Annotated in this window: 15 protein-coding genes and 1 tRNA gene; 10 read left to right on the top strand and 6 right to left on the bottom strand. The window is 70.6% G+C overall.

Annotation, left to right across the window (positions count from 1 at the left end; all coding sequences use genetic code 11):
- Positions 1 to 57 precede the first annotated feature (57 nt).
- Together AB0P25_RS05920 and AB0P25_RS05915 are read left to right on the top strand one after the other, a co-directional pair.
- Positions 58 to 483 (top strand): hypothetical protein, encoded by a 426-nt coding sequence (locus tag AB0P25_RS05920; RefSeq protein WP_363805982.1) that lies wholly within the window; start codon positions 58 to 60, stop codon positions 481 to 483.
- On the top strand, positions 480 to 1,856 hold the full coding sequence (locus tag AB0P25_RS05915; RefSeq protein ID WP_363805981.1) for an MBL fold metallo-hydrolase: 1,377 nt from the start codon (positions 480 to 482) through the stop codon (positions 1,854 to 1,856). The genes AB0P25_RS05920 and AB0P25_RS05915 overlap by 4 nt, the downstream gene beginning before the upstream one ends.
- A 43-nt stretch (positions 1,857 to 1,899) precedes the next feature.
- On the opposite strand, the gene AB0P25_RS05910 is transcribed toward AB0P25_RS05915, so the two are convergent.
- Positions 1,900 to 2,826 carry a universal stress protein gene (locus tag AB0P25_RS05910; protein ID WP_363805980.1) on the bottom strand — a complete coding sequence of 309 codons (927 nt, stop codon included), beginning with the start codon at positions 2,824 to 2,826 and terminating at the stop codon, positions 1,900 to 1,902.
- Between the two features lie 134 nt (positions 2,827 to 2,960).
- On the opposite strand from AB0P25_RS05910, the gene AB0P25_RS05905 reads away from it, so the two are divergent.
- The gene (locus tag AB0P25_RS05905; protein WP_363805979.1) at positions 2,961 to 3,515 is read left to right on the top strand and encodes a flavodoxin family protein; all 555 of its coding nucleotides are present in this window, start codon (positions 2,961 to 2,963) and stop codon (positions 3,513 to 3,515) included.
- Position 3,516: 1 nt separating this feature from the next.
- Here AB0P25_RS05905 and AB0P25_RS05900 read toward each other — a convergent pair whose 3' ends face one another.
- Positions 3,517 to 3,933, bottom strand: a complete 417-nt coding sequence (locus AB0P25_RS05900; protein WP_363805978.1) for a pyridoxamine 5'-phosphate oxidase family protein — start codon at positions 3,931 to 3,933, stop codon at positions 3,517 to 3,519.
- Positions 3,920 to 4,870 carry a universal stress protein gene (locus AB0P25_RS05895; protein ID WP_363805977.1) on the bottom strand — a complete coding sequence of 317 codons (951 nt, stop codon included), beginning with the start codon at positions 4,868 to 4,870 and terminating at the stop codon, positions 3,920 to 3,922. The genes AB0P25_RS05900 and AB0P25_RS05895 overlap by 14 nt, the downstream gene beginning before the upstream one ends.
- A 79-nt stretch (positions 4,871 to 4,949) precedes the next feature.
- Between AB0P25_RS05895 and AB0P25_RS05890 the strand changes: the two genes are divergently transcribed.
- The 5 genes from AB0P25_RS05890 (at position 4,950) to AB0P25_RS05870 (ending at position 15,034) form a co-directional block, all read left to right on the top strand.
- Positions 4,950 to 6,644, top strand: a complete 1,695-nt coding sequence (locus tag AB0P25_RS05890) for a GAF domain-containing protein (protein ID WP_363805976.1) — start codon at positions 4,950 to 4,952, stop codon at positions 6,642 to 6,644.
- The gene (locus AB0P25_RS05885; RefSeq protein WP_363805975.1) at positions 6,641 to 7,327 is read left to right on the top strand and encodes a response regulator transcription factor; all 687 of its coding nucleotides are present in this window, start codon (positions 6,641 to 6,643) and stop codon (positions 7,325 to 7,327) included. Before AB0P25_RS05890 ends, AB0P25_RS05885 begins: the two co-directional genes overlap by 4 nt.
- A 50-nt stretch (positions 7,328 to 7,377) precedes the next feature.
- The gene (locus AB0P25_RS05880; RefSeq protein ID WP_363805974.1) at positions 7,378 to 7,683 is read left to right on the top strand and encodes a DUF5652 family protein; all 306 of its coding nucleotides are present in this window, start codon (positions 7,378 to 7,380) and stop codon (positions 7,681 to 7,683) included.
- A 12-nt stretch (positions 7,684 to 7,695) separates the two neighbouring features.
- Positions 7,696 to 7,929, top strand: coding sequence for a hypothetical protein (locus AB0P25_RS05875; RefSeq protein ID WP_363805973.1), 234 nt, complete (start codon positions 7,696 to 7,698; stop codon positions 7,927 to 7,929).
- 205 nt (positions 7,930 to 8,134) lie between these two features.
- Complete coding sequence (locus AB0P25_RS05870) at positions 8,135 to 15,034, top strand: DUF5979 domain-containing protein (RefSeq protein WP_363805972.1); 6,900 nt, start codon at positions 8,135 to 8,137, stop codon at positions 15,032 to 15,034.
- 41 nt (positions 15,035 to 15,075) lie between these two features.
- Here AB0P25_RS05870 and AB0P25_RS05865 read toward each other — a convergent pair whose 3' ends face one another.
- From AB0P25_RS05865 to AB0P25_RS05855, 3 genes are all read right to left on the bottom strand, one after another.
- Entirely contained in the window at positions 15,076 to 15,552 is a 477-nt protein-coding gene (locus AB0P25_RS05865; protein ID WP_363805971.1) for a hypothetical protein, read from the bottom strand.
- Between the two features lie 165 nt (positions 15,553 to 15,717).
- Positions 15,718 to 16,509: a CPBP family intramembrane glutamic endopeptidase gene (locus AB0P25_RS05860; RefSeq protein ID WP_363805970.1), complete on the bottom strand. Its 792-nt coding sequence runs from the start codon at positions 16,507 to 16,509 to the stop codon at positions 15,718 to 15,720.
- Between the two features lie 101 nt (positions 16,510 to 16,610).
- A tRNA-Gly gene (locus tag AB0P25_RS05855) sits at positions 16,611 to 16,684 on the bottom strand.
- 275 nt (positions 16,685 to 16,959) lie between these two features.
- Between AB0P25_RS05855 and AB0P25_RS05850 the strand changes: the two genes are divergently transcribed.
- Both AB0P25_RS05850 and kdpF read left to right on the top strand, forming a co-directional pair.
- Positions 16,960 to 18,807 carry an adenylyl cyclase gene (locus AB0P25_RS05850; RefSeq protein ID WP_363805969.1) on the top strand — a complete coding sequence of 616 codons (1,848 nt, stop codon included), beginning with the start codon at positions 16,960 to 16,962 and terminating at the stop codon, positions 18,805 to 18,807.
- 308 nt (positions 18,808 to 19,115) lie between these two features.
- Positions 19,116 to 19,205: a K(+)-transporting ATPase subunit F gene (gene kdpF, locus AB0P25_RS05845; RefSeq protein WP_363805968.1), complete on the top strand. Its 90-nt coding sequence runs from the start codon at positions 19,116 to 19,118 to the stop codon at positions 19,203 to 19,205.

Genomic DNA, 19,205 nt, shown 5'->3' with positions numbered 1-19,205 from the left:
GGCCCTGCGGGCGATCGAATCAGCCCGGCATCCTGGGGCCAGGAGTTCGGAGGAGCCATGAAACGCTGGACACGCATCACGCTCACCGTGGTCACCGGAGCCGTCGGCGTGACCGCCGTCGCGGGCGGCCTCGCGCTCATCGTCGCGGCCGTCACCGCCTCGGACGCCGGTGGAGTCGCACCGGATCGCTCCTACCTCGGCGGGAGCCCGTTCACGTCGTACATCGTCCCGGGCATCATCCTGGCCGTCGTCGTCGGCGGAACGCACATCCTGGCCTCGATCCTCACCGGTCGGGAGGCTGCGGCGGCTCCGTTCGCCGCTGCTGTCGCGGCGTTCGGGCTGCTGATCTGGATCTTCGTGCAGATGATGTTCATCCCGTTCAGCCCGCTCCAGGCGGCCTACTTCTTGGTGGGACTCGCCGAGGTGGGCCTGGTGCTGCTCGCGCTCGGCCTGTTCCGTCGCCGGGCGGTCGCCGCGTCGTGACCACGTCGCTCCGCTTCCTCGGCGCGACCGACACGGTGACGGGGTCGCGCTACCTGCTCGAGACCGATTCCGCGCGGATCCTCATCGACTGCGGCCTGTTCCAGGGGTACAAACAGCTCCGCGAGCGCAACTGGCGGCCGTTCCCGGTCGAACCCTCCTCGGTGGACGCCGTGGTCGTGAGCCATGCGCATCTGGACCACACCGGTTACCTCCCCGCCCTGGTCCGGGACGGGTTCGACGGTCGGATTCACGCGACGACGGGGACCACGGAGCTCAGTGGGCTGATCCTGCCCGACAGCGGACGGCTGCTGGAGGAGCAGGCGGCGTTCCGGGATCGCCACCACACCTCCCGCCATTCGCCGCCCCTTCCCCTCTATAGGGAGGAGGATGCGCGGGCGGCGCTGGAGCGATTCGACTCGCATCCTTTCGGGCACGATGTGACGGTGGGGGACGTGACTGTGCGGTTCGCGCCGGCCGGTCACATCCTGGGAGCCGCCCAGGTGCTGGTCCGCACGCGCGACGGCCGCATCCACTTCACCGGCGATCTCGGGCGCGTCGACGATCCCCTCATGCGGCCGCCCGCGCCCTTGGAGGACACGGATGTCCTCGTCTCCGAGTCGACGTACGGCGATCGTGAACATCCCCACGTGGATGCGGAGGAGCTGCTGGGCCGGATCGTCACCGACGTGTGCCGCAGAGGCGGTGTCGTGCTGCTGCCGGCGTTCGCCGTCGGGCGCGCCGAAACGCTCCTCCTGCACCTCAGCCGGCTCCGGCGCCGCGGAAGGATCCCGGACGTCCCCGTCTTCCTCAACAGTCCGATGGCGGTCGACGCGTCCGTGATCTACGCCCGGCACCCGGAGGAGCACAGGATCGGGCCGGACGAGTTCGCGGAGATGTATCGTCTGGCGACACTCGTCCGCACCGTCGACGAGTCGAAGCTCCTGAACCTGCGCGGCGGCCCGGCGGTGATAATCTCGGCCAGCGGGATGCTCGAGGGCGGACGCATCCTCCACCACATCGACGCCTACGGCGGCGACCCGAGAAATGCGATCGTGCTGACCGGCTTCCAGGCGGGCGGCACGCGGGGCGCTGCGCTGCAGCGCGGAGAGAGGGTGCTGCGCATCCACGGGAAGGACGTGCCGATCCGGGCGCAGGTCCACACCCTCGACATGCTTTCGGCTCACGCCGACGCGGGTCAGCTCCTGGACTGGATGCGGACGGCGCGCTCCGCACCGCGGTCGGTGTATCTGACGCATGGCGAGCCCGCGGCCGCGGACCAGCTGCGGTTGCGGGTGGAGCGTGCGCTCGGCTGGTCCGCACGCGTCCCGGAGTACGGCGAGACGATCGCCGTGGGCAGGCCCGCCTACGCGTAGAGCGGTGTTCCTCGGCGGATGAGCGGCGACATGGCGCCTCGCGTCACCGTTCGGCCGGGCGGGCAGCCACGGGCACGCGGTTGCGCACCACCGCCACGGGGGTGAGCGCGTTCAGCAGGACATCGTGGCCGACCGAGCCGAGCATCATGCGCTGCACACCCCGGCGGTCGTGCGTGCCGATGACCAGCAACCGGGAACCGTCCGCCTCCGCGACGATCCCCCGGGCAGGCGACGTCTCCACCGTGTCCGCGGACACGGTCAGCTCCGGATGCAGCGCCCTGGCCGCCTGCGCCGCGTCCTCGGCGACCCGCTCCCGCCGGTCGCCCAGCGACATCTCGGGCACGAACCCGGCGAGCAGCGGGTTGGCGAGGTATCCGGCGCAGACGACGGTCAGAGGCTCCCCGAGGAGCGCGGCTTCATCCGCCGCGAAGGCGACGGCCGCCTCGGTCGTGCGCTCGCCGTCCGCACCGACCACCACGCCGCGGCCCTCGCCCTCCCAGTCGTGAGGCACCGCGACCACCGTGCATTCCGCGACGGCCGCGACGCGAACCGCGATGGAGCTCGCGAACGCGTGCCCGCGTTCCGCCTGCGAGGGCGTGCCCATGACGAGCAGATCGGCGTCGTCCGAGGCGGACGCCAGTTCGTGACCGACGTGGCCGAACAGGACGCGGGTGCCGATGTCGATGTCCGGCACGACGGTCTGGACGCCCGATCGACCGGCGGCCGATGCCGCGCGGTCCGCGACCGTCCGGGCATGATGCGCGGCGATGCGGACTTCGGCGGCGAGCAGCGACTTCGCGGCGAGTTCGAGGAGCCGCCCCGGTTGTTCCCCGCTCTCGTTCCAGGAGCGGTCGATCACGTGCACCAGCTCGAGGCGCGCGCCGTCGCGCGCCGCACGGGCCGCCGCCCAGTCCAGGGCCGCGCGGTGTTCCGGCTCGCCGTCCACGGCGACCATGATGCTGTAGTTCATGGCGTGCTCCGTCCTCAGTTCCGATTCGCTCAGCGTCTCGTGCGCGGCAGGGGCGCCGTAGTGCCGAAGGTCCCGCCCGCATGCTGTGACCTTCGGCCCTGTGCCTCGGCGAGTGTCAGCACGAGAGTCGTCGCATGAACGAGACGGCGCCAGTCGCGAAAGCGACCATCATCTACGAGTCCATGTTCGGCAGCACGCGGCGGATCGCCGAGGCGATCGCCGACGGGCTGAGACCGACTGCGTCCGTGACGATCCTCCCCGTCAAGGACGCCCCGGAGTCGATCGTCGACGCGGACCTCCTCATCATCGGAGCGCCGACGCATGTCCACGGTCTCCCTCGCCCGTCGACCCGGGCCGAGGCGGGGAAATGGGCGGACGATCCCGCCCGTCATCTGACGCTGGAGCCGGATGCCGAGGGCATCGGGGTGCGGGAGTGGCTGGAGACCTGCGGCCGGGTCGCGCCGCGCTTCGCCGCGTTCGATACGAGGGCGGATATGACCGAGCTGTTCACGGGCTCGGCGGCGTCGCGGATCGAGAAGCGGATGCGCGGGCTGGGTTCCCGCCGGTTCCTGCAGAAGCAGAGCTTTCTGGTCGACAAGGAGAGCGCCCTCGTCTCGGGCGAACTGGAGCGCGCGACCGCCTGGGGGCGCACCATCGCGACCGAACTCCGCATGCCGGTGCTGCGCTGAATCACCGCTCCGGCTCGGGGAGCCGCAGGAAGCGCCGGCCGCTGAGCGCGTCGATGTCGATGTGGACGTAGCGGTACTTCAGCGTGGGGATCCACGGCCGGAGGGGCGCCTGGTCCGCTTCGTCGACCTCCGCCTGGCTGTCGAGCTGGCGAGCCCGGCCGTGGACGACGACGCTCCACGCCTCGTCGTCGGTGTAGCCGTCGGTCTCGAAGGCGACGGCGCTGTGCACGGTCAGTTCCAGGAGCTTGGTTCCCGGGGCGGTGCGGATGAGGATGCGGTCGCCGTCGGAGTAGTAGTTGACAGGGAAGATGTCCGATTCCCCTCCGGCTGCGGTAGCGAGGCGACCCAGCTCTCCGCGTTTCAGCAGTTCCCGGCACTCGTCGCGACTCAACTCCTGTACTGGCTCATCGGGCGACATGGCTCTCTCCCTGGGTTTCGTGCGCTGCGGAGGCCTCGCGCGACGACGGCTCCGTCTCCGGCGCATGGACGACGATGGTCGGTGAGGAGACGTTGAGCAGGACGTCGTAGGCCACCGAGCCCAGACCACCTTGCTGGGGCTTGTCTCGGCGCGAGTCTCCGATGATCAGCAGCTCCGCGGCGCGCGCGACCTCGTTGAGCGCGGTTCCCGGCGGCCGGCGGATGACCCTGCTTCGGATGGTGATGCCCGGCTGACGCGCTCGCGCCCGGGCGACCGCTTCGACGAGGAGCCGGCGGGCGTCGTCGTCGCGTCTCACCTGCCAGTCGCGCAGCTCGTCGTCCCGGTCCGGGTCGAAGCGGTGGGTCGCCGTGGAGGAACGGACGGCGACCAGTTCGCAGTGATGGTCGCACGCGAGGTCGGCGGCGAGATCGACCGCGGCGCCACCTGCGGGCGTGTCGTCGACGCCGACCACGACGCCGTGGCGCAGCCGGGACTCGGTCTCCGGGATGATCGCCACCGGCCCCGTGGCGAGGTTGACGAGCTGGAGGCTGCGCGACCCGAACGCGCGACCGTAGTGGAAGCCGGTCTTGTGCGTCCCCACCACGAGCATGCTGTCCGGCCTGCTGTACGACGCCAGGAGCACCATCGGGCTGCCGGTGCGGAGCTCCGCCACGATGGGCACGTCGCCGGCGGCGGTCGGGAGAGCGCCGCCGAGCTCACGGTCGAGCAGTTCACGTCCGCCCGCATCCGCTTCGCCGATCAGGCGGGTGCCGACGGCTCCCCACTCGTCGTCTGCGACGTGGACGAGCGTCACGGTGGCGCCTCGCTCGCGCGCGTTCGAGATCGCCCAGCGGATCGCTGCTCGCGCAGGCACCGATCCGTCGACGCCGACCACGTACTCCCGGATGTTCATCAGCACCTCCGTCCGCAGTCTCACCGGCGGGACGTGAGCAGCGAAGGGTCCTAGGTCCCGTGGGGGGCCTCCGGCGCTAGAATCCGGGCCCGAGAGGGGGTGGATGCGGATGCCGGGCGATGAGCCGATCACGTTCCCGGATGCACCGCGGGCGGAGTTGGACGACGCCCTCGCACAGCTGGTGGAGCAGGCCAACCGGGTGCTGCAGACCCAGGGCCGCCTGCGAACCCTGGTCCGCGCCAACCGGGCGGTGGTCTCGCACCTCGACCTGCCGACGGTGCTGCGCACGATCGTCGAGGCCGCTGTCGACCTGGTGGGTGCGCACTACGGGGCCCTCGGCGTGATCGCCGAAGCGGGAGGGCTCGAACAGTTCATCCACGTCGGCATGCCGCAGACCGACGTGGACCGCATCGGCCATCTGCCGGAAGGGCACGGTCTCCTCGGCGCTCTGATCGACGATCCGCGGCCCATCCGCATCGACTCCATCGCCGGGGACCCGCGGTCTGTTGGATTCCCCGCCGGTCACCCGCAGATGACAGCGTTTCTCGGGGTGCCGATCACCGTCCGGGACACCGTCTACGGGAACCTGTACCTCACGGACCCGGAGTCCGGCGGCTTCAGCGTGGACGACGAGCAACTCGTGAAGGCGCTCGCCGCGACGGCCGGCTTCGCGATCGACAACGCCCGGCTCTACGCGGAGTCCTCCGCACGGCAGGCGTGGACGGCGGCCGCGGCCGACATGACCGCATCGGTGCTCGGCGGGGAGTCGACGGACGCCCTTCAGGAGCTCATCGTCCGCGTCGCGGATCTCCTGAGAGCGCGCACCGCGTTCGTGATGGAGCTCACTCCAGAGGAGCCCGCTGCTCGCGTGATGTCGCAGGCGGAGGGCGACCACGCCGTGGCCGAGGCCGCGATCGCGCTGGACCAGGTGCGGAGTGCGCTCGAAGGATCACAGCCGGTGCGGCTCGACGCTCTTCCGCCGCCGGCGGAGCCGGCCGACTGGGCGCCCGGGCCCGGTCTTCTGGCCCCCTTCTCGTTGCCCGGCGACCGGCCCGCGGCGCTGATGGCAGTGCGCGAGGCGCGTTCTCCCGGCTTCACCGCCTTCGAGTTGGAGCGCGCGACCGGGCTCGCCCGGCAGGCGTCGCTGGCCCTGGAACTCGCCGCCGCACGCGCCGATCGGCAGCGCGCCGCCCTGCTGGAAGAGCGGGCGCGCATCGCGCGAGACCTCCACGACCACGTGATCCAGCAGCTGTTCGGCGCCGGTCTGGAGTTGCAGAGTGTGGAATCCATGCTCGGCCCCGATTCGCTCGCCGAGCGGGTGGCCGGCGCGGTCGCGGCCATCGACCAGGCGATCGCCGAGATCCGCACGGCTGTATTCGCCCTCTCTCACCCGGAGGACGACGACAGCCTGCGCCACCGCGTACTCGACATCTCCCGCGAGGTGGGAGCGGCTCTGCCCGCGGCGGTGACGGTGTCGTTCTCCGGCCCTGTCGACGTCGTCTCCGAGCCCGGGCTCGCCGACGACATCGCCGCCTTCGTTCGCGAAGGTCTGACCAACGTTGTTCGTCACGCAGGAGCGACATCGGCCTCTGTGTCGGTGGCGGCGTCGGCCGACGAGATCTGCGCCACGATCACGGACGACGGCCATGGCATCGGGGACACGGACCGCCGCAGCGGGCTCGGCAACCTCGAGGCCCGGGCGAGGCGCAGGGGCGGCGTGCTGACGGTGGACTCGGGCTCCGATGGGACGCGGTTGTCGCTGCGTGTCCCTGCCCTGGCGACGGGCGGCGCTGCATGACGGCGGTGCCGGTCCGCGTGTTCCTGGCCGACGACCACGAGATCGTCCGCCGAGGCCTCGTGGCGTTGATCGACGGTCAGGGCGACCTGGAGGTCGTCGGTGAAGCGGCGACGGCGGCGCAGGCACGGGCGCGCATCCTGGCGGTCCGGCCCGACGTGGCCGTGCTCGATGTGCGGCTGCCCGACGGCAGTGGCATCGACGTCTGCCGGCGGATCAAACAGGACGAACCCGGGATCCGTTGTCTGATGCTGACCGCGTACGACGACGAGGACGCCTTGCGTGCCGCGGTGATCGCGGGAGCGGACGGGTACGTCGTCAAGGACATCCGCGGCAGCTCGTTGCTCGACGACATCCGTGCCGCCGCTCGCGGAAAGAAACTCATCGATCCACGTCTCGCCGCGCAGGTCTCGTCGCGGCTCCGGGAGCCTGCGGACGATCCGCGATTCGCCTCGCTCGGCCTTCGTGAACGCCAGGTGCTCGCACTCATCGCCGACGGCCTCACCAACCGACAGATCGGCGACCGGCTGGGGCTCGCGGAGAAGACCGTGAAGAACTACGTCAGCTCGCTCCTCGCCAAGCTCGGGCTCGAACGCCGTACCCAGGCCGCCGTCCTGCAACTGGACCGTCGCGGGCGCCAGGCGGCAACGCCCCCCGGCAGCGCGAGCACGGGGAAGGTGACGTAGGAGGACCTTCGACCCTTCGCTCGGCCCTCGGAAACCGCTTCGCTGGCTTCATGGCATCGAAGAAGCAGACTCAGGGGCTGACGTCATTCCGCGAACTCCCACCTGGTGGCCGGGCGATGATCGGCGCAGCCGTCATCTGGAGCCTCGCCTGGAAGGGGGCATCGCTCTGGCGCGCCGCGTGCAACGGGAGCAAGCCGTGGTTCGTGACCCTCCTGCTCTCCAACACCCTGGGCGCGCTCGACGCGATCTATCTGTACGCGGTCGACCGGCCCGACCGTCGTGAGCGCCGCACGGAGGAAGCGATCCTCGCGGCGACCGGCGAGCCCGAGCAACTCGCTCACTCCGATGAGACCTAGGGAGGGAATGTCGTGAGCAGACATGCAGCTGCAGAGCACGAACCGCACCCGGATGACGTGTGGCCCGTCCCTTATCTGCGCAATGGGCAGATCATCTCGCTGGTCCGCTGGAACCGCGTGGCCGGCGATTGGAAGTACACGACCATCGTCGCCCAGTACAGCGGGCGCGACGACAAGACCTGGCAGGTGATCGCCCAAGGCCGGCCGATGATCCTCGACCGGGCCGAGTGGTCCATCTTCAGCTGACCGCCGAGAAGGCGTCTCGCCGAACGCAGCCCGAATGACGAAATAGGGGCTATACGCCGCAGCGCCCTCTTGCTTGACTCCCGGGCATCGGCTGCTTCGACGGGGTCGAGGGCGGGGGGTCAGACGCATGGTGACGAGTCGGGGACGACGATCGGGGGTTTCCCGCTGGGCCTCCGCTGCGCTCGCGGGGCTCCTGGTGGTTGCGATGGTTCCACTGGCCGCGACCTCCGCCGCCGCGGAGGGGCCGAGCCAGCTCTCGCTGACGAAGACCGCCTCGGTCAGTACCGTGGGGCCTGGAGAGACCTTCACGTACACGCTCGAGGTGGGATGTTCGGCGGTCGACGTCGGCACCGGATGCACCAACGCGACGCTCACGGATTCCATCCCCGCCGAGTTCGAGGTGGTCGATGTCACGGTCGGCCCGGGCCTGTCCGCTCAGACTCCCGTGGTCTCGGGCCCGGATGTCACGGTCGTGTTCGACTCGCCGCTCGACGATCCACCGGGCGCGATCGGACTTCCGGCGTCCGCGACGGGAGTGGTCACGATCACGGTCCGTGCTCGCGACGACCTGCCCTTCGAGGCGAGCGGCGTCCCCGTGCCGAACACCGGAGAGCTGACCGCCTCGAACCAGATCGCCCCGGCCGACTCGACCGCGAGCGTCACTCCGCAGGTCCCGCTCGACCTCGCGACGACGGCCACCAAGTCGTTCGATCCGACCGGGGCGCCGGCGGACCCGGGGACGCCCACGACGCTGACCCTCACGGGAACGAACACCTCCAACGCGGGCGTCGACAGTCTCGTCCTGACGGACCCCGCCGATCCGACCGCGTCGCCGAACCCGTTCGACCATCTCCAGGTGACCTCCCTGGGCGCCGTCACCTTCCCGGCGCCCGCCGACCAGGTGCAGGTGGACGTCTGGGACGGCACGCAGTGGGTGCTCGGCTCGCCGGGACCGACCGCCGAGCTGCCCTCACCCCCGCCGGCCGACGAGGTCTTCGGCCTGCGCTTCACGTTCACCAGCTCGGCCGGGGAGCCGATTCCCGCCGGGGCGAGCGGGTCGGTGCAGGTGAATCTCGCGCAGCGGCAGAACGTCACCGAGCTGACTAGCGCGGAGGTGGTCGCCAACACCGTGCAGAGCGAAGTGACCCATGGCACGGATACCGCCACCGGCGGCGGCAGCGCGGACTACACCATCCAGTCGAGCGTCGTCACGGTCGGTGCGACCAAATCGTTCAGCCCGAGCCCGATCGTGGCGGGCGACTCCACCACCGTGACGCTCGGCGGCACGAACCAGAGCGCCGTGCCGTTGACCGAGCTGACCTTCAGCGAACCGTCGGGCACGGGTGCCTTCCCGGCGGGGACCTCGTTCAGCGGATGGGGCGACATCACGCCGCCGGACGGCGCCACCGGAGTCAGCGTCCACTACTTCTACGCGGACGGCACGGACGAGGTCCTCACCTCCGGTGACCCTGCGTCCATCCCCGATCCGGACCCGACCAAGGACGTGGCGCGCTTCGAGGTGACGTTCACCGGATCGATGCCGCCCGGGGCGAGCGCGAGCATCCCCTTCATCCTCGGCACGGAGGAGTCGATCACCGCCGACCAGCTCACCCTGACCAACACGCAGACCGTCACCGGCACCTCCGCGCAGGGAACGACCGGCTCCGACGACGCCTCCGCCGACCTGACGATCTACACCACCCGGCTGGACACCACGATCGGCAAGGTGATCAGCCCGAACGAGATCGCCTCGTCGCCCGGGGAGTTCGTGACCATGCAGCTGCCCGCCACCACGGCGCCGTTCCCGCAGTCGACGGTGGACGCGAACACCATCGTCGTGCAGGACCCGCCCGGTGACCCGCCGGCGCTGACCGACTGGTGGAACCACTTCGACGCGACCGCGATCACACAGACGGCCGTGCCCGCCGGAGCCACGATGACGGTGCAGTACTGGGACGGCGCCGAATGGGTCGACCTCCCCGGGGCCGTCGACATCGCCGGACCGACCGTCTTCTCGGCCGATATCCCGGCGGGACTCGACGTGCAGGGACTCCGTTTCACCTACACCTTCCCGGACGGTGCCCCACCGGGCACCACGGTGCAGCCGAACGTGACGATGTCGCTGCGCGACCAGCTCCGCGACGGCACCGGCCCGGCCGCAGGCACGGACGAGACCATCGAGAACTGCGCCGCGTCCTCCGCGACCGGCACGGGCGGCGAGTCGGCGAGTTCGACGATCCCGTCGCCCTGCCCGACGGTCGACCTGGTCGCCGGCGGCCTGCCCGGCGGCGACGACTTCATCGACAAGTCCTGGGCTGCGCCCAAGGTGCTGACCGCGCGCAGCGAGGCGCAGACGACGGCGACGCTGAACTGGTCGACCGGCGGCCGCGCCAACTTCTCCTCGATGGTGATCTCCGACCCCGCCGACCCGGAGACGACGGCTCTGTCCCATTCGGTGTTCAACGCGTTCGACCTCGTCGGCATCCCGGCGATCTCCGCCGCGCAGGATCCGCACCTGAAGTACGACCAGATCACCTCCGTGCAGCTCTACGACGGAACCGGCTGGGTCGACGCGACGAACGACCCGTGCCCGGCGGCGTGCATCGGCGCGTTCCCCGGACTCACCCTGACGGCGGCCGAGCGTGCCTCCACGGTGGGGGTGCGGCTGACGTTCGCCGAGAGCCCCGACCGGGCAGCGGCCTCCGCCGGAGACCCGACCGCGCCTCCGGTCGGGTCCGGCGTCGCACGCTCCAGCGGCAACGACCGGGCGATCACCCTCACCTTCCAGCTGCGCGACGACGTCCGCTCTCCCGTCACGACACCCGACCCGGTCATCGGGACGCGGCTCTACAACACGGGCACGGCGGGGGAGATCGAGAACACCTCCCGCGCGACCGGGACGTCCTCGATCGACGGCTCGACCGTCACCGACACCGCGTCCGACATCGTGCGACTGCTGGACGTGCCTCTGAATGTCACGCTGACGAAGGCGTGGGAGGGCGGACCGCTCGGCGTACCGCAGCAGGGCGTCGATCCCACGCTGTACCCGTCGGGCAGAGTGACCCTCGTCGGGACCAACACGACGGCTGCGAGCGTGGACAACGTGACCATCAGCGACCCGGCACCGGGCTCGGCGAGCACGCCCTTCGACGCCTTCGACCTGGTCCGGATCGACGGGATCAGCGTGCCCACCGGCGCGACATCGTCGACCGTTCAACTGACCACGTCGGGTGGAGTGACGACCGGCTACACGATCGCCGAGGCTCTCGCGCTCACCGCCGCACAGCTGGCGGACGTGGTGTCGATCCGTGTCGTCCACACCGGGCGCATCGAGGCGGGGGAGGGCTCGACGGTCGTGTTCGTCACCCGGCTCCGCGCAACCCTGCGCTCGACAGGGGACCCCGTGACGGCAGCCGCGGATTCGCCCGTCCCGAATGTCGCCCAGGCGTCGGTGAGCGATGAGGGCGGCGCGCCCGGCGGGACCCCGACGACCGACGCGGCGGCGTCGATGGAGCTGGCGGACGGGACCCTGACGGTCGACTCGGGCAAGACCATCACTCCCGCCCAGCAGACCGAGCCGGACGACAGCCCGGTCACCGTCACTCTCTCCGGTGAGCCGGGCGGCACGATCCGCGCGCGGCGTCTCACCCTGACCGACGAATCCGGCACCTTCTGGAACGCCTTCGACTATCGGGGCTTCGCCTCCCCGCTCGTGCTGACCGCGCCGATCGACCGGGTCCAGATCGACGTCTGCACCGGCCGCACCTTCGCCGATCCCACGGCGGGATGCGAAGCCGACGGAGGCACCTGGATCCTCGGTGTGCGGCAGACCGAGGCCGACGCCAACGCCGCGCCGCTGCCCGCCGGGGTGACGGCGGACCAGGTCGAGGGCATCCGGTACACCTTCACCGAGGTCGACGGGGCGCTGTTCCAGCCCGCCCCGCTTCAGGTCGTCGAACTCAGCGCGCAACGGCGCGCCGACCTGCGCTCGGGCGGCGCCGTGCCCAGCGACCTCTCCGGGAACGCTCCGGCGCCGGGTGAGACCGCGGCCGGGACGTTCACGGACACCGTGGACGCGCTCGCGGAGGGCACGTTCGATGCCGGTGGCGCGCCGTTCACGGCCACCGATTCCACCACCGCCACGGTGCAGTACCTGCACGCCGTCAGCTCGGTCGATGTGACGAAGTCCCCCAGCGGCGTGCAGCAGCCGGGCACGATCATCCCGTACACGCTCACCGTGACGAACACCGGAGCCATCGCCGTGACCGACCCGGTCATCACCGACGTCATCCCGAGCGACGCCGACGGCCCGCTGCTCGTGTTCGACCCGTTCGCCGCTCCCGGCTCGTCTCCGTACGGCTACGCTCTCGACGGAGCGGCCCCGTCCCCGGCCAGCGGCCCGGCGATGCCGACCGACCCGGACCAGGTGACCGCGACCGTGACCCAGGCGGGCGGGCAGATCCAGTTCACGTTCCCCCCGGGGACCGTGCTCGAAGTCGGGCAGACCTACACCATCACCGTCGCGCTCATGTTCCGCACCGGGCTTCCGGCCGGGACGGCGGTGACCAACACCCTCGACGTGACCGGCGACCGGCCGTTCGACGCGTGCGGAGGGACGCTCGACCCGGCGACCGGCGCCTGTTCGACGGACACCACCGTGACCGTGCAGACCGCGGGCGCCCTGCGCGGCATCAAGACGGTCCGCGCGACCGACACCGAGCTCGGCGTGGACGCGACGAATCCCGCCGTACCCACGTGCGTGGCCGACGCCGACGGCTTCTACGCCGGGCCGTGCGTCCCCATCACCAAGCCCGGCGGCACCGAGATCTGGCGGCTCAACCTCATCAACACCGGCACCCTGCCGATGGACCGCATGGTCGCGATCGACAAGCTGCCGACTCCGGGCGACACCGGCGTGCTGACCCCGCTTCCGCGCGGTTCCGAGTTCCGGCCGACCTGGACGGGTGACGCCTCCCTCGCGTCCGCTCCGGCCGGGGCGACTCTGACCCAGTACTTCACCACCGACGCCGCACCCTGTGTCGACGACCTCGCCACGACGGGCGTCGCCTGTCCGCCCGGGGCTTGGACCGTCTGGGACGGCACAGCGGACCCGACCACCGTGACCGGGCTCAAGTTCGTCGTCGCGTTCGCGCCCACCCTCGCCCCGGGCGGGTCGATCGCGATCGACGTCACGACGCGCTCGCCCGCTGTGCCGCCGGCGAACAGCGACGACCCGATCGCCTGGAACACCGTCGGCGTCGCCGGCCGGGTGGAGATCGCCGGAACGCCCACTGTCACCGCCCAGACCGAAGGCAACAAGGTCGGCGTCGAGCTCGCGACCGGCCCGGTCAGCATCGAGAAGGACGTGACCGGCGACGGCGCGGCGTATGCGCCGGCCACGTTCACCGGCACCCTCCAGTGCGTCTCGGCCGGTGTCCCGTTGGATCCGATCCCGGTGACCCTCACGCCCGGTACGCCGGTGACGGTCGACGGGCTGCCCTGGGGAGCCGAGTGCACCTTCGTCGAGGACGACGCGGGTCAGACCTCGACCTCGTCGACGACGGTCACCGTCGGGACCGGGACCGACCCGGTCCCGGTGATCAGCGTCACCAACCGGTACGACCTGGCCGGGCTCGTCGTGACCAAGACCGTCGACTCGGCGGCACAGGATCAGGACGGCACCCCGATCGCCTACGGCCCGTTCACCGTCACGGTCGACTGCACCTTCCTCGGCGATCCGGTCTACGCGACCGGATACGGCCCGGGCACTCCGATGACCGCGGACCTCCCCGACGGCGGCTCGCTGGTGCTGACCGGCCTCCCGGCCGGCGCTTCGTGCCTCGTGACCGAGACCGACGACAAGGGCGCCGAGAGCACCACGGTCACCACCACGACGGCGGACGGCACCGCGGGGCCGACCGCCGGCACGGCGACCACCGTCGTTCTGACGCCCGACGCCGGAGGCGACCCGACCAACAGCGTCGCACTCGCGAACAGCTTCGGCGTCGGTTCGCTGCACCTGATCAAGTCGCTGGACGGCGCCGGCGCGGCCGACTTCGGTGCCGGGCCGTTCCTCCTCCAGGTGACCTGCACGCTCGACGACGCGTCCGGCAGCCGCACGAGCTGGGACGGCACCGTGATCCTCGGCGGCGACCGGCCGCTGGAGACCACCATCGACGACATCGCCGCCGGATCCGTCTGCGACGTGACCGAGCCCGGGACGGGCGGGGCCGACTCGTCCGCCGTCGACCCGGGGGAGGTCACGATCGGAAGCGGAACCACGGTCACCGTCACCGCGACCAACACGTTCCTCGCGGGCGGGATCCACGTCGACAAGCTCCGGCAGGGACCGGGCGCCGACCTCTACGGGGCCGGTCCCTTCACCGTGACGCTGACCTGTCTGCGTCTCGTCGACGGCATCCCCGCTCCCGTCGGCATCCCCGGCGGTGCGACGCGAACCTTGGACGCCGCCGGTGGCTACGCGGCGGACTACGCGCCGCTTCCGGCGGGAGCCACCTGCGTCCTCCGGGAGACCGCGACGGCGGGAGCGACCGAGGCAGCGATCCTCGACGAGAATGGTGCGCCCGCGGAGGAGGTGACCATCGTGGCCGGGCAGACGGCGACGCTCACCGCCGTGAACACGTTCGACGTCGGTTCGATCGCGGTCACGAAGTCGCTCGCCGGCGCAGGGGCTGCCGACGCATCCGGCCCGTTCGTCGTGAGTCTCAGCTGCACCGCCGACGTCGACGGGATGCCGGCGGCCGTCTCCATCCCGGGCGGCCCCGAGCGCACGCTCGCGCGTCCCGCCTTGACGGCGACCTACGACGACCTCCCGACGGGGGCGGAGTGCCGCCTTACCGAGACCGGGACCGGCGGGGCGTCGTCGACCACCATCACGCCCAACAGCGGGGACGATGCTGTCGGGACCGTCACCGTCGGAGACGGTATCGCCGTCGACATCGCGGTGACGAACACGTTCGACCCGGAGGCGGCCGTCCTCTCCGACACCGGATCGGACGCGTGGCCCTTCGCCGTCCTCGCCGCCCTGCTGCTGGGGCTGGGCGTCATGGCGCGCGTCGTCACGCGGACCCGCCGTCGGCACTGACCACGGGGTGCACCACGGAGGAACCGCCCTCCCGCGCTGATTCAGGCCAGGCTGCAGAACGCGTAACCGAGGATCGGGAGCCCGTCCAGCTCCACCTGCCACCGGTAGTCGCAGCCCGGCAGGAACCGGAGACCACCGGGGAAGCTGACGGCGATCACGTGCGTGGCAGGGAACGCGTGCGCGCGGAGGACGACGTGGTGCGGCGACGACGTGAACGTGGCCTGCTGCGTGACTCGGATCTCGGTGCTGCGTCCCGTCTCGTCCGCGAGCCGGACGGTCTCACCGTGCGGGCCGGTGAGCACGAGCTCGACGATCACGGAATGGTCCGGCTCCTCCGGCAGGGCGATCGATGCCAGCACCCCGAACGGTGCGGAGTACCCACGGCTGTCGAGCGGGAGCGCGCGCAGGCCACCGCCGATGACGTTCGTCTTCCCGTCGCCGTCGACGTTCACGAAGTCGGCGAGGGTGACGGATGCGTGCGCCTGCAGTGCGACGGGCGTTCCCGGGTCCAGTGTCACCGGTGACCTCCGGTCAGGGTTGGAAGAGCAGCCAGCGGTTCCACCGGACCAGGTGGATCTCCGTCCCGATCTTCGGCGCGTTCCCGAGTGGCACGTCGTGCTCCGTCATGAGACCTCCCCCGGTCGCGTGATGCGGGCACGGTAACCCACGCGAGCTCAGCGCGTCTAGGCCCGGGCGGGCACGGGGTGTGACGGCTTGATATCGGCTCCCCGGAGAACGAACGGGACCGCCACGAGCGCGAGGACGCCGATGACGGGGACGAAGACGTTCACGATGGGCGCGTACGGGGACGGGTCGCCGTAGCCTACGAGGAATTGCGAGAAGTCCCAGACGGCGTGGAGGACCATCGCCCAGATCAGGGTGCCCGTCACCCGGCGCACGATGTAGAACACCGTGCCGGCCGTGAACGCGAAGACGATCTGGATGACGGTCGCGAACACGTCCTGGCCGAGCAGGATGTTTACCCCGTGCATCAGGCCGAACAGCAGGGACGTGAGGAACCACACCCAGCCCTCGCCGAGGCGGCTGCGGAGTCCGACGAGCAGGAGCCCGCGCGCGGTCAGCTCCTCCGTGAAGCCGACCAGCAGCAGCACCACGGCGGCGGCGAAGAAGGGCAGGTCGACCGCCGACCAGTCCGTCAGCAGAAGGCTCACGACCGCGAGCAGCGCCATGAGGATCGGGACGAGGATCGGCCACCGGTGGCGGCTCCTCTCTGCCTCGAACAGCGCCGGCCGCCACCAGCCGAGCAGGCTCGTCGTGATCGCGAGGGCGACGGATGCCACGATCAGCGACAGTCCGGCGCCGAAGAAGAGGTTGCCTGCGCTGTCCCCCCACGCGGTGTAGGGGATGCCGGACGCGAGCTGCACGAGGACGACCAGGATGAGGTAGCCGAGCCAGATCGCCAATCCGATCCACACCCGCGGGCGGACACGGAGGTGTGCGGCGCCGTCCAGCATGGCAGTGGTCCTTCCCCGAGCAGGCGGTGGCGAAGCTGTCGGCGACGAGCCTATCTGTGGGGAGGCGGTTCTGCCGAGGTGCTGGTCTCGGCGAGCATGACTGGAGCGAGTGACGGGAATCGAACCCGCGCTATCAGCTTGGGAAGCTGAGGTTCTACCATTGAACTACACTCGCGCGGCCCGGAATCCCAGTGAATCACTGGGATGTGAGGCTGCGGCCCAGACTACCTGCTGATCCGTCCCGGGCCAAACCCGTCCTTCGTGGACAAGCGCGTTCGGTTTCCGCGCCTTCGTGCCGCAGGCGAGGCCGCCGCATCTGTACAGAGCGCCGCCCCGCGCCCTATGGTTCAGACGTTACTTACCAGACAGTAACCGGCGCCCGTCGCGACCGCGATCGACATCGGCCCCCGGGCGCCGCGTTCGTTCTTCAACGCGGAAGAAGGTCCATCGGTGTCACTGTCGTCACCACATCCACGCCGGACGCGTGCGTCCCGTCGTCAGTTCGGAGCGGCTGCCGCCGCCCTGGCCGTCCTGCTGAGCATCTTCGCCTCGGCCCAGGGGGCGGCCGCCGCCCCGCCGCCCTCATCGAGCACCGATCTCGGCCCCAATGTGATCGTGTTCACGCCGCACATGCCGCAGTCCGCCATCCAGTCGAAGGTCGACGCGATCGCCGCCCAGCAGGTCGACAGCGAGATGGGCACTGCGCGCTACGCGCTCCTCTTCGCGCCCGGCACCTACGGAACGCCGGCGAACCCGTTGCGCTTCCAGGTCGGCTACTACACCGAAGTCGCCGGGCTCGGCGCGTCGCCCGACGACGTGACGATCAACGGATCCGTCGACGTCTACAACCGGTGCTTCACCGACGGCAGCGGCTGCATCGCTCTGGACAACTTCTGGCGGTCGATCTCGAACCTCCACATCGCTGTCGCGGGCGGTTCGGGGTGTCAGACGAACACCGAGTTCTGGGCGGTGTCGCAGGCCGCCCCGATGCGCCGGATGGACATCACGGGCGGCGGGATGTCGCTCATGGACTACTGCACGGCCGGCCCGCAGTACGCGAGCGGGGGATTCCTCGCCGACTCCAAGGTCTCGGCGACCATCGTGAACGGCAGCCAGCAGCAGTTCTACACGCGCAACAGCAGCATCGGCGGCTGGTCGAATGCGGTCTGGAACCAGGTCTTCTCCGGTGTGCAGGGCGCTCCGGCGCAGAGCTTCCCGACCCCGCCGTACACGACGCTGCCGACCACCCCGGCATCGCGTGAGAAGCCGTACCTCGTCCAGGGCGCGGACGGCCTGTCGGTCGTCGTGCCTCCCGCGACGACCGACAGCGCGGGCGTGAGCTGGTCCTCGACAGGCACGGCCGGGCGGACCATCCCGCTGTCCGGCTTCTTCGTGGCGAAGCCGGGCGACTCCATCGCCCGCATCAACGCGGCGCTCGCCGGAGGCAAGAACCTCCTGCTGACGCCCGGGGTCTACTCGATCGACCGCTCGATCCAGGTCAAGCGGGCCGGCACGGTCGTGCTCGGGCTGGGCCTCGCAACGCTGACCGCGGAGAACGGATCGACCCCGCTCGTGATCGACGATGTGCCGGGGGTGGATGTCGCCGGAATCACGGTCGACGCCGGTCCCGTGAACTCCGACGTCCTGGTGCAGGTTGGCACGAAGCACCAGCGCGGCCAGGGCGGCTCCAGCGCCGCGGACCCGATCTCGCTGCAGGACGTGTTCCTGCGCGTGGGCGGCCCGCACGCAGGCAAGGCGACGGTCGGCGTCCAGGTGGACAGCGACCACGTCCTCCTCGACGACCTGTGGCTCTGGCGCGCCGACCACGGCGCCGGCGTGGGCTGGACGCAGAACACGTCCGACACCGGGCTCGTGGTCAACGGTGACGACGTCACCGCCACCGGCCTGTTCGTGGAGCACTTCCAGAAGTACAACGTGATCTGGAACGGCGAGAACGGCCGGACGGTGTTCTTCCAGAACGAGCTGCCGTACGACGCGCCGAACCAGGCCGCCTGGCAGCACGACGGGACGCTCGGCTACGCCGCCTACAAGGTGGCGGACTCGGTGACCACCCACGAGCTGTGGGGCGCCGGAAGCTACATCTACACGAACGTCGAGCCGACCCTCCACGCCTCCCACGCGTTCGAGGTCCCGGACGCACCGGGCGTGAGGCTGCACAACCTGAGCACCGTGTCCCTGAACAAGGCAGGAACGATCGACCACGTCGTCAACGACACCGGCAACGCGGTCACGCCCACCCACCAGGGTCCGGAGACGGTCGTCGAGTACGGCGGCTGAGTCCAGCGGCTCGCTCCACCCCGACCAGCCGATGCCCTCACGTCCCGGACGTGGGGGCATCGGCCTGTCCCGGCGATTCACCTGACCGCCCGGCCCACCGTGAGGAGAAACCGTTAGGACTCCCGCCGGACCCGTATGGATCCCGTTAGGACCGGCCGGACGGTCTCCCCGAGCGACTTGTATCGGTCCCTGGAGCCGGCAGAGAGCCGGCCCGGATGGAGACCTTCCGTGTTGGACCTGATCTGCGTCGTGGGGATCATCGCGCTCGGCGTGATCGTCGCCCTCGTCGGCCGAGGGGTGGAGAAGCTGTGATCTTCTTCGACCTGCTCGCGGCGGCGCTCGCCGTCGCCTCGATCGCGTACCTCGTGTACGCCCTGCTGAAGCCGGAGCGGTTCTAG

It is taken from the genome of Leifsonia sp. NPDC077715 (genome assembly GCF_040686855.1).
Lineage (GTDB): Bacteria > Actinomycetota > Actinomycetes > Actinomycetales > Microbacteriaceae > Leifsonia.
This window is presented reverse-complemented; position numbering and strand designations above follow the sequence as displayed.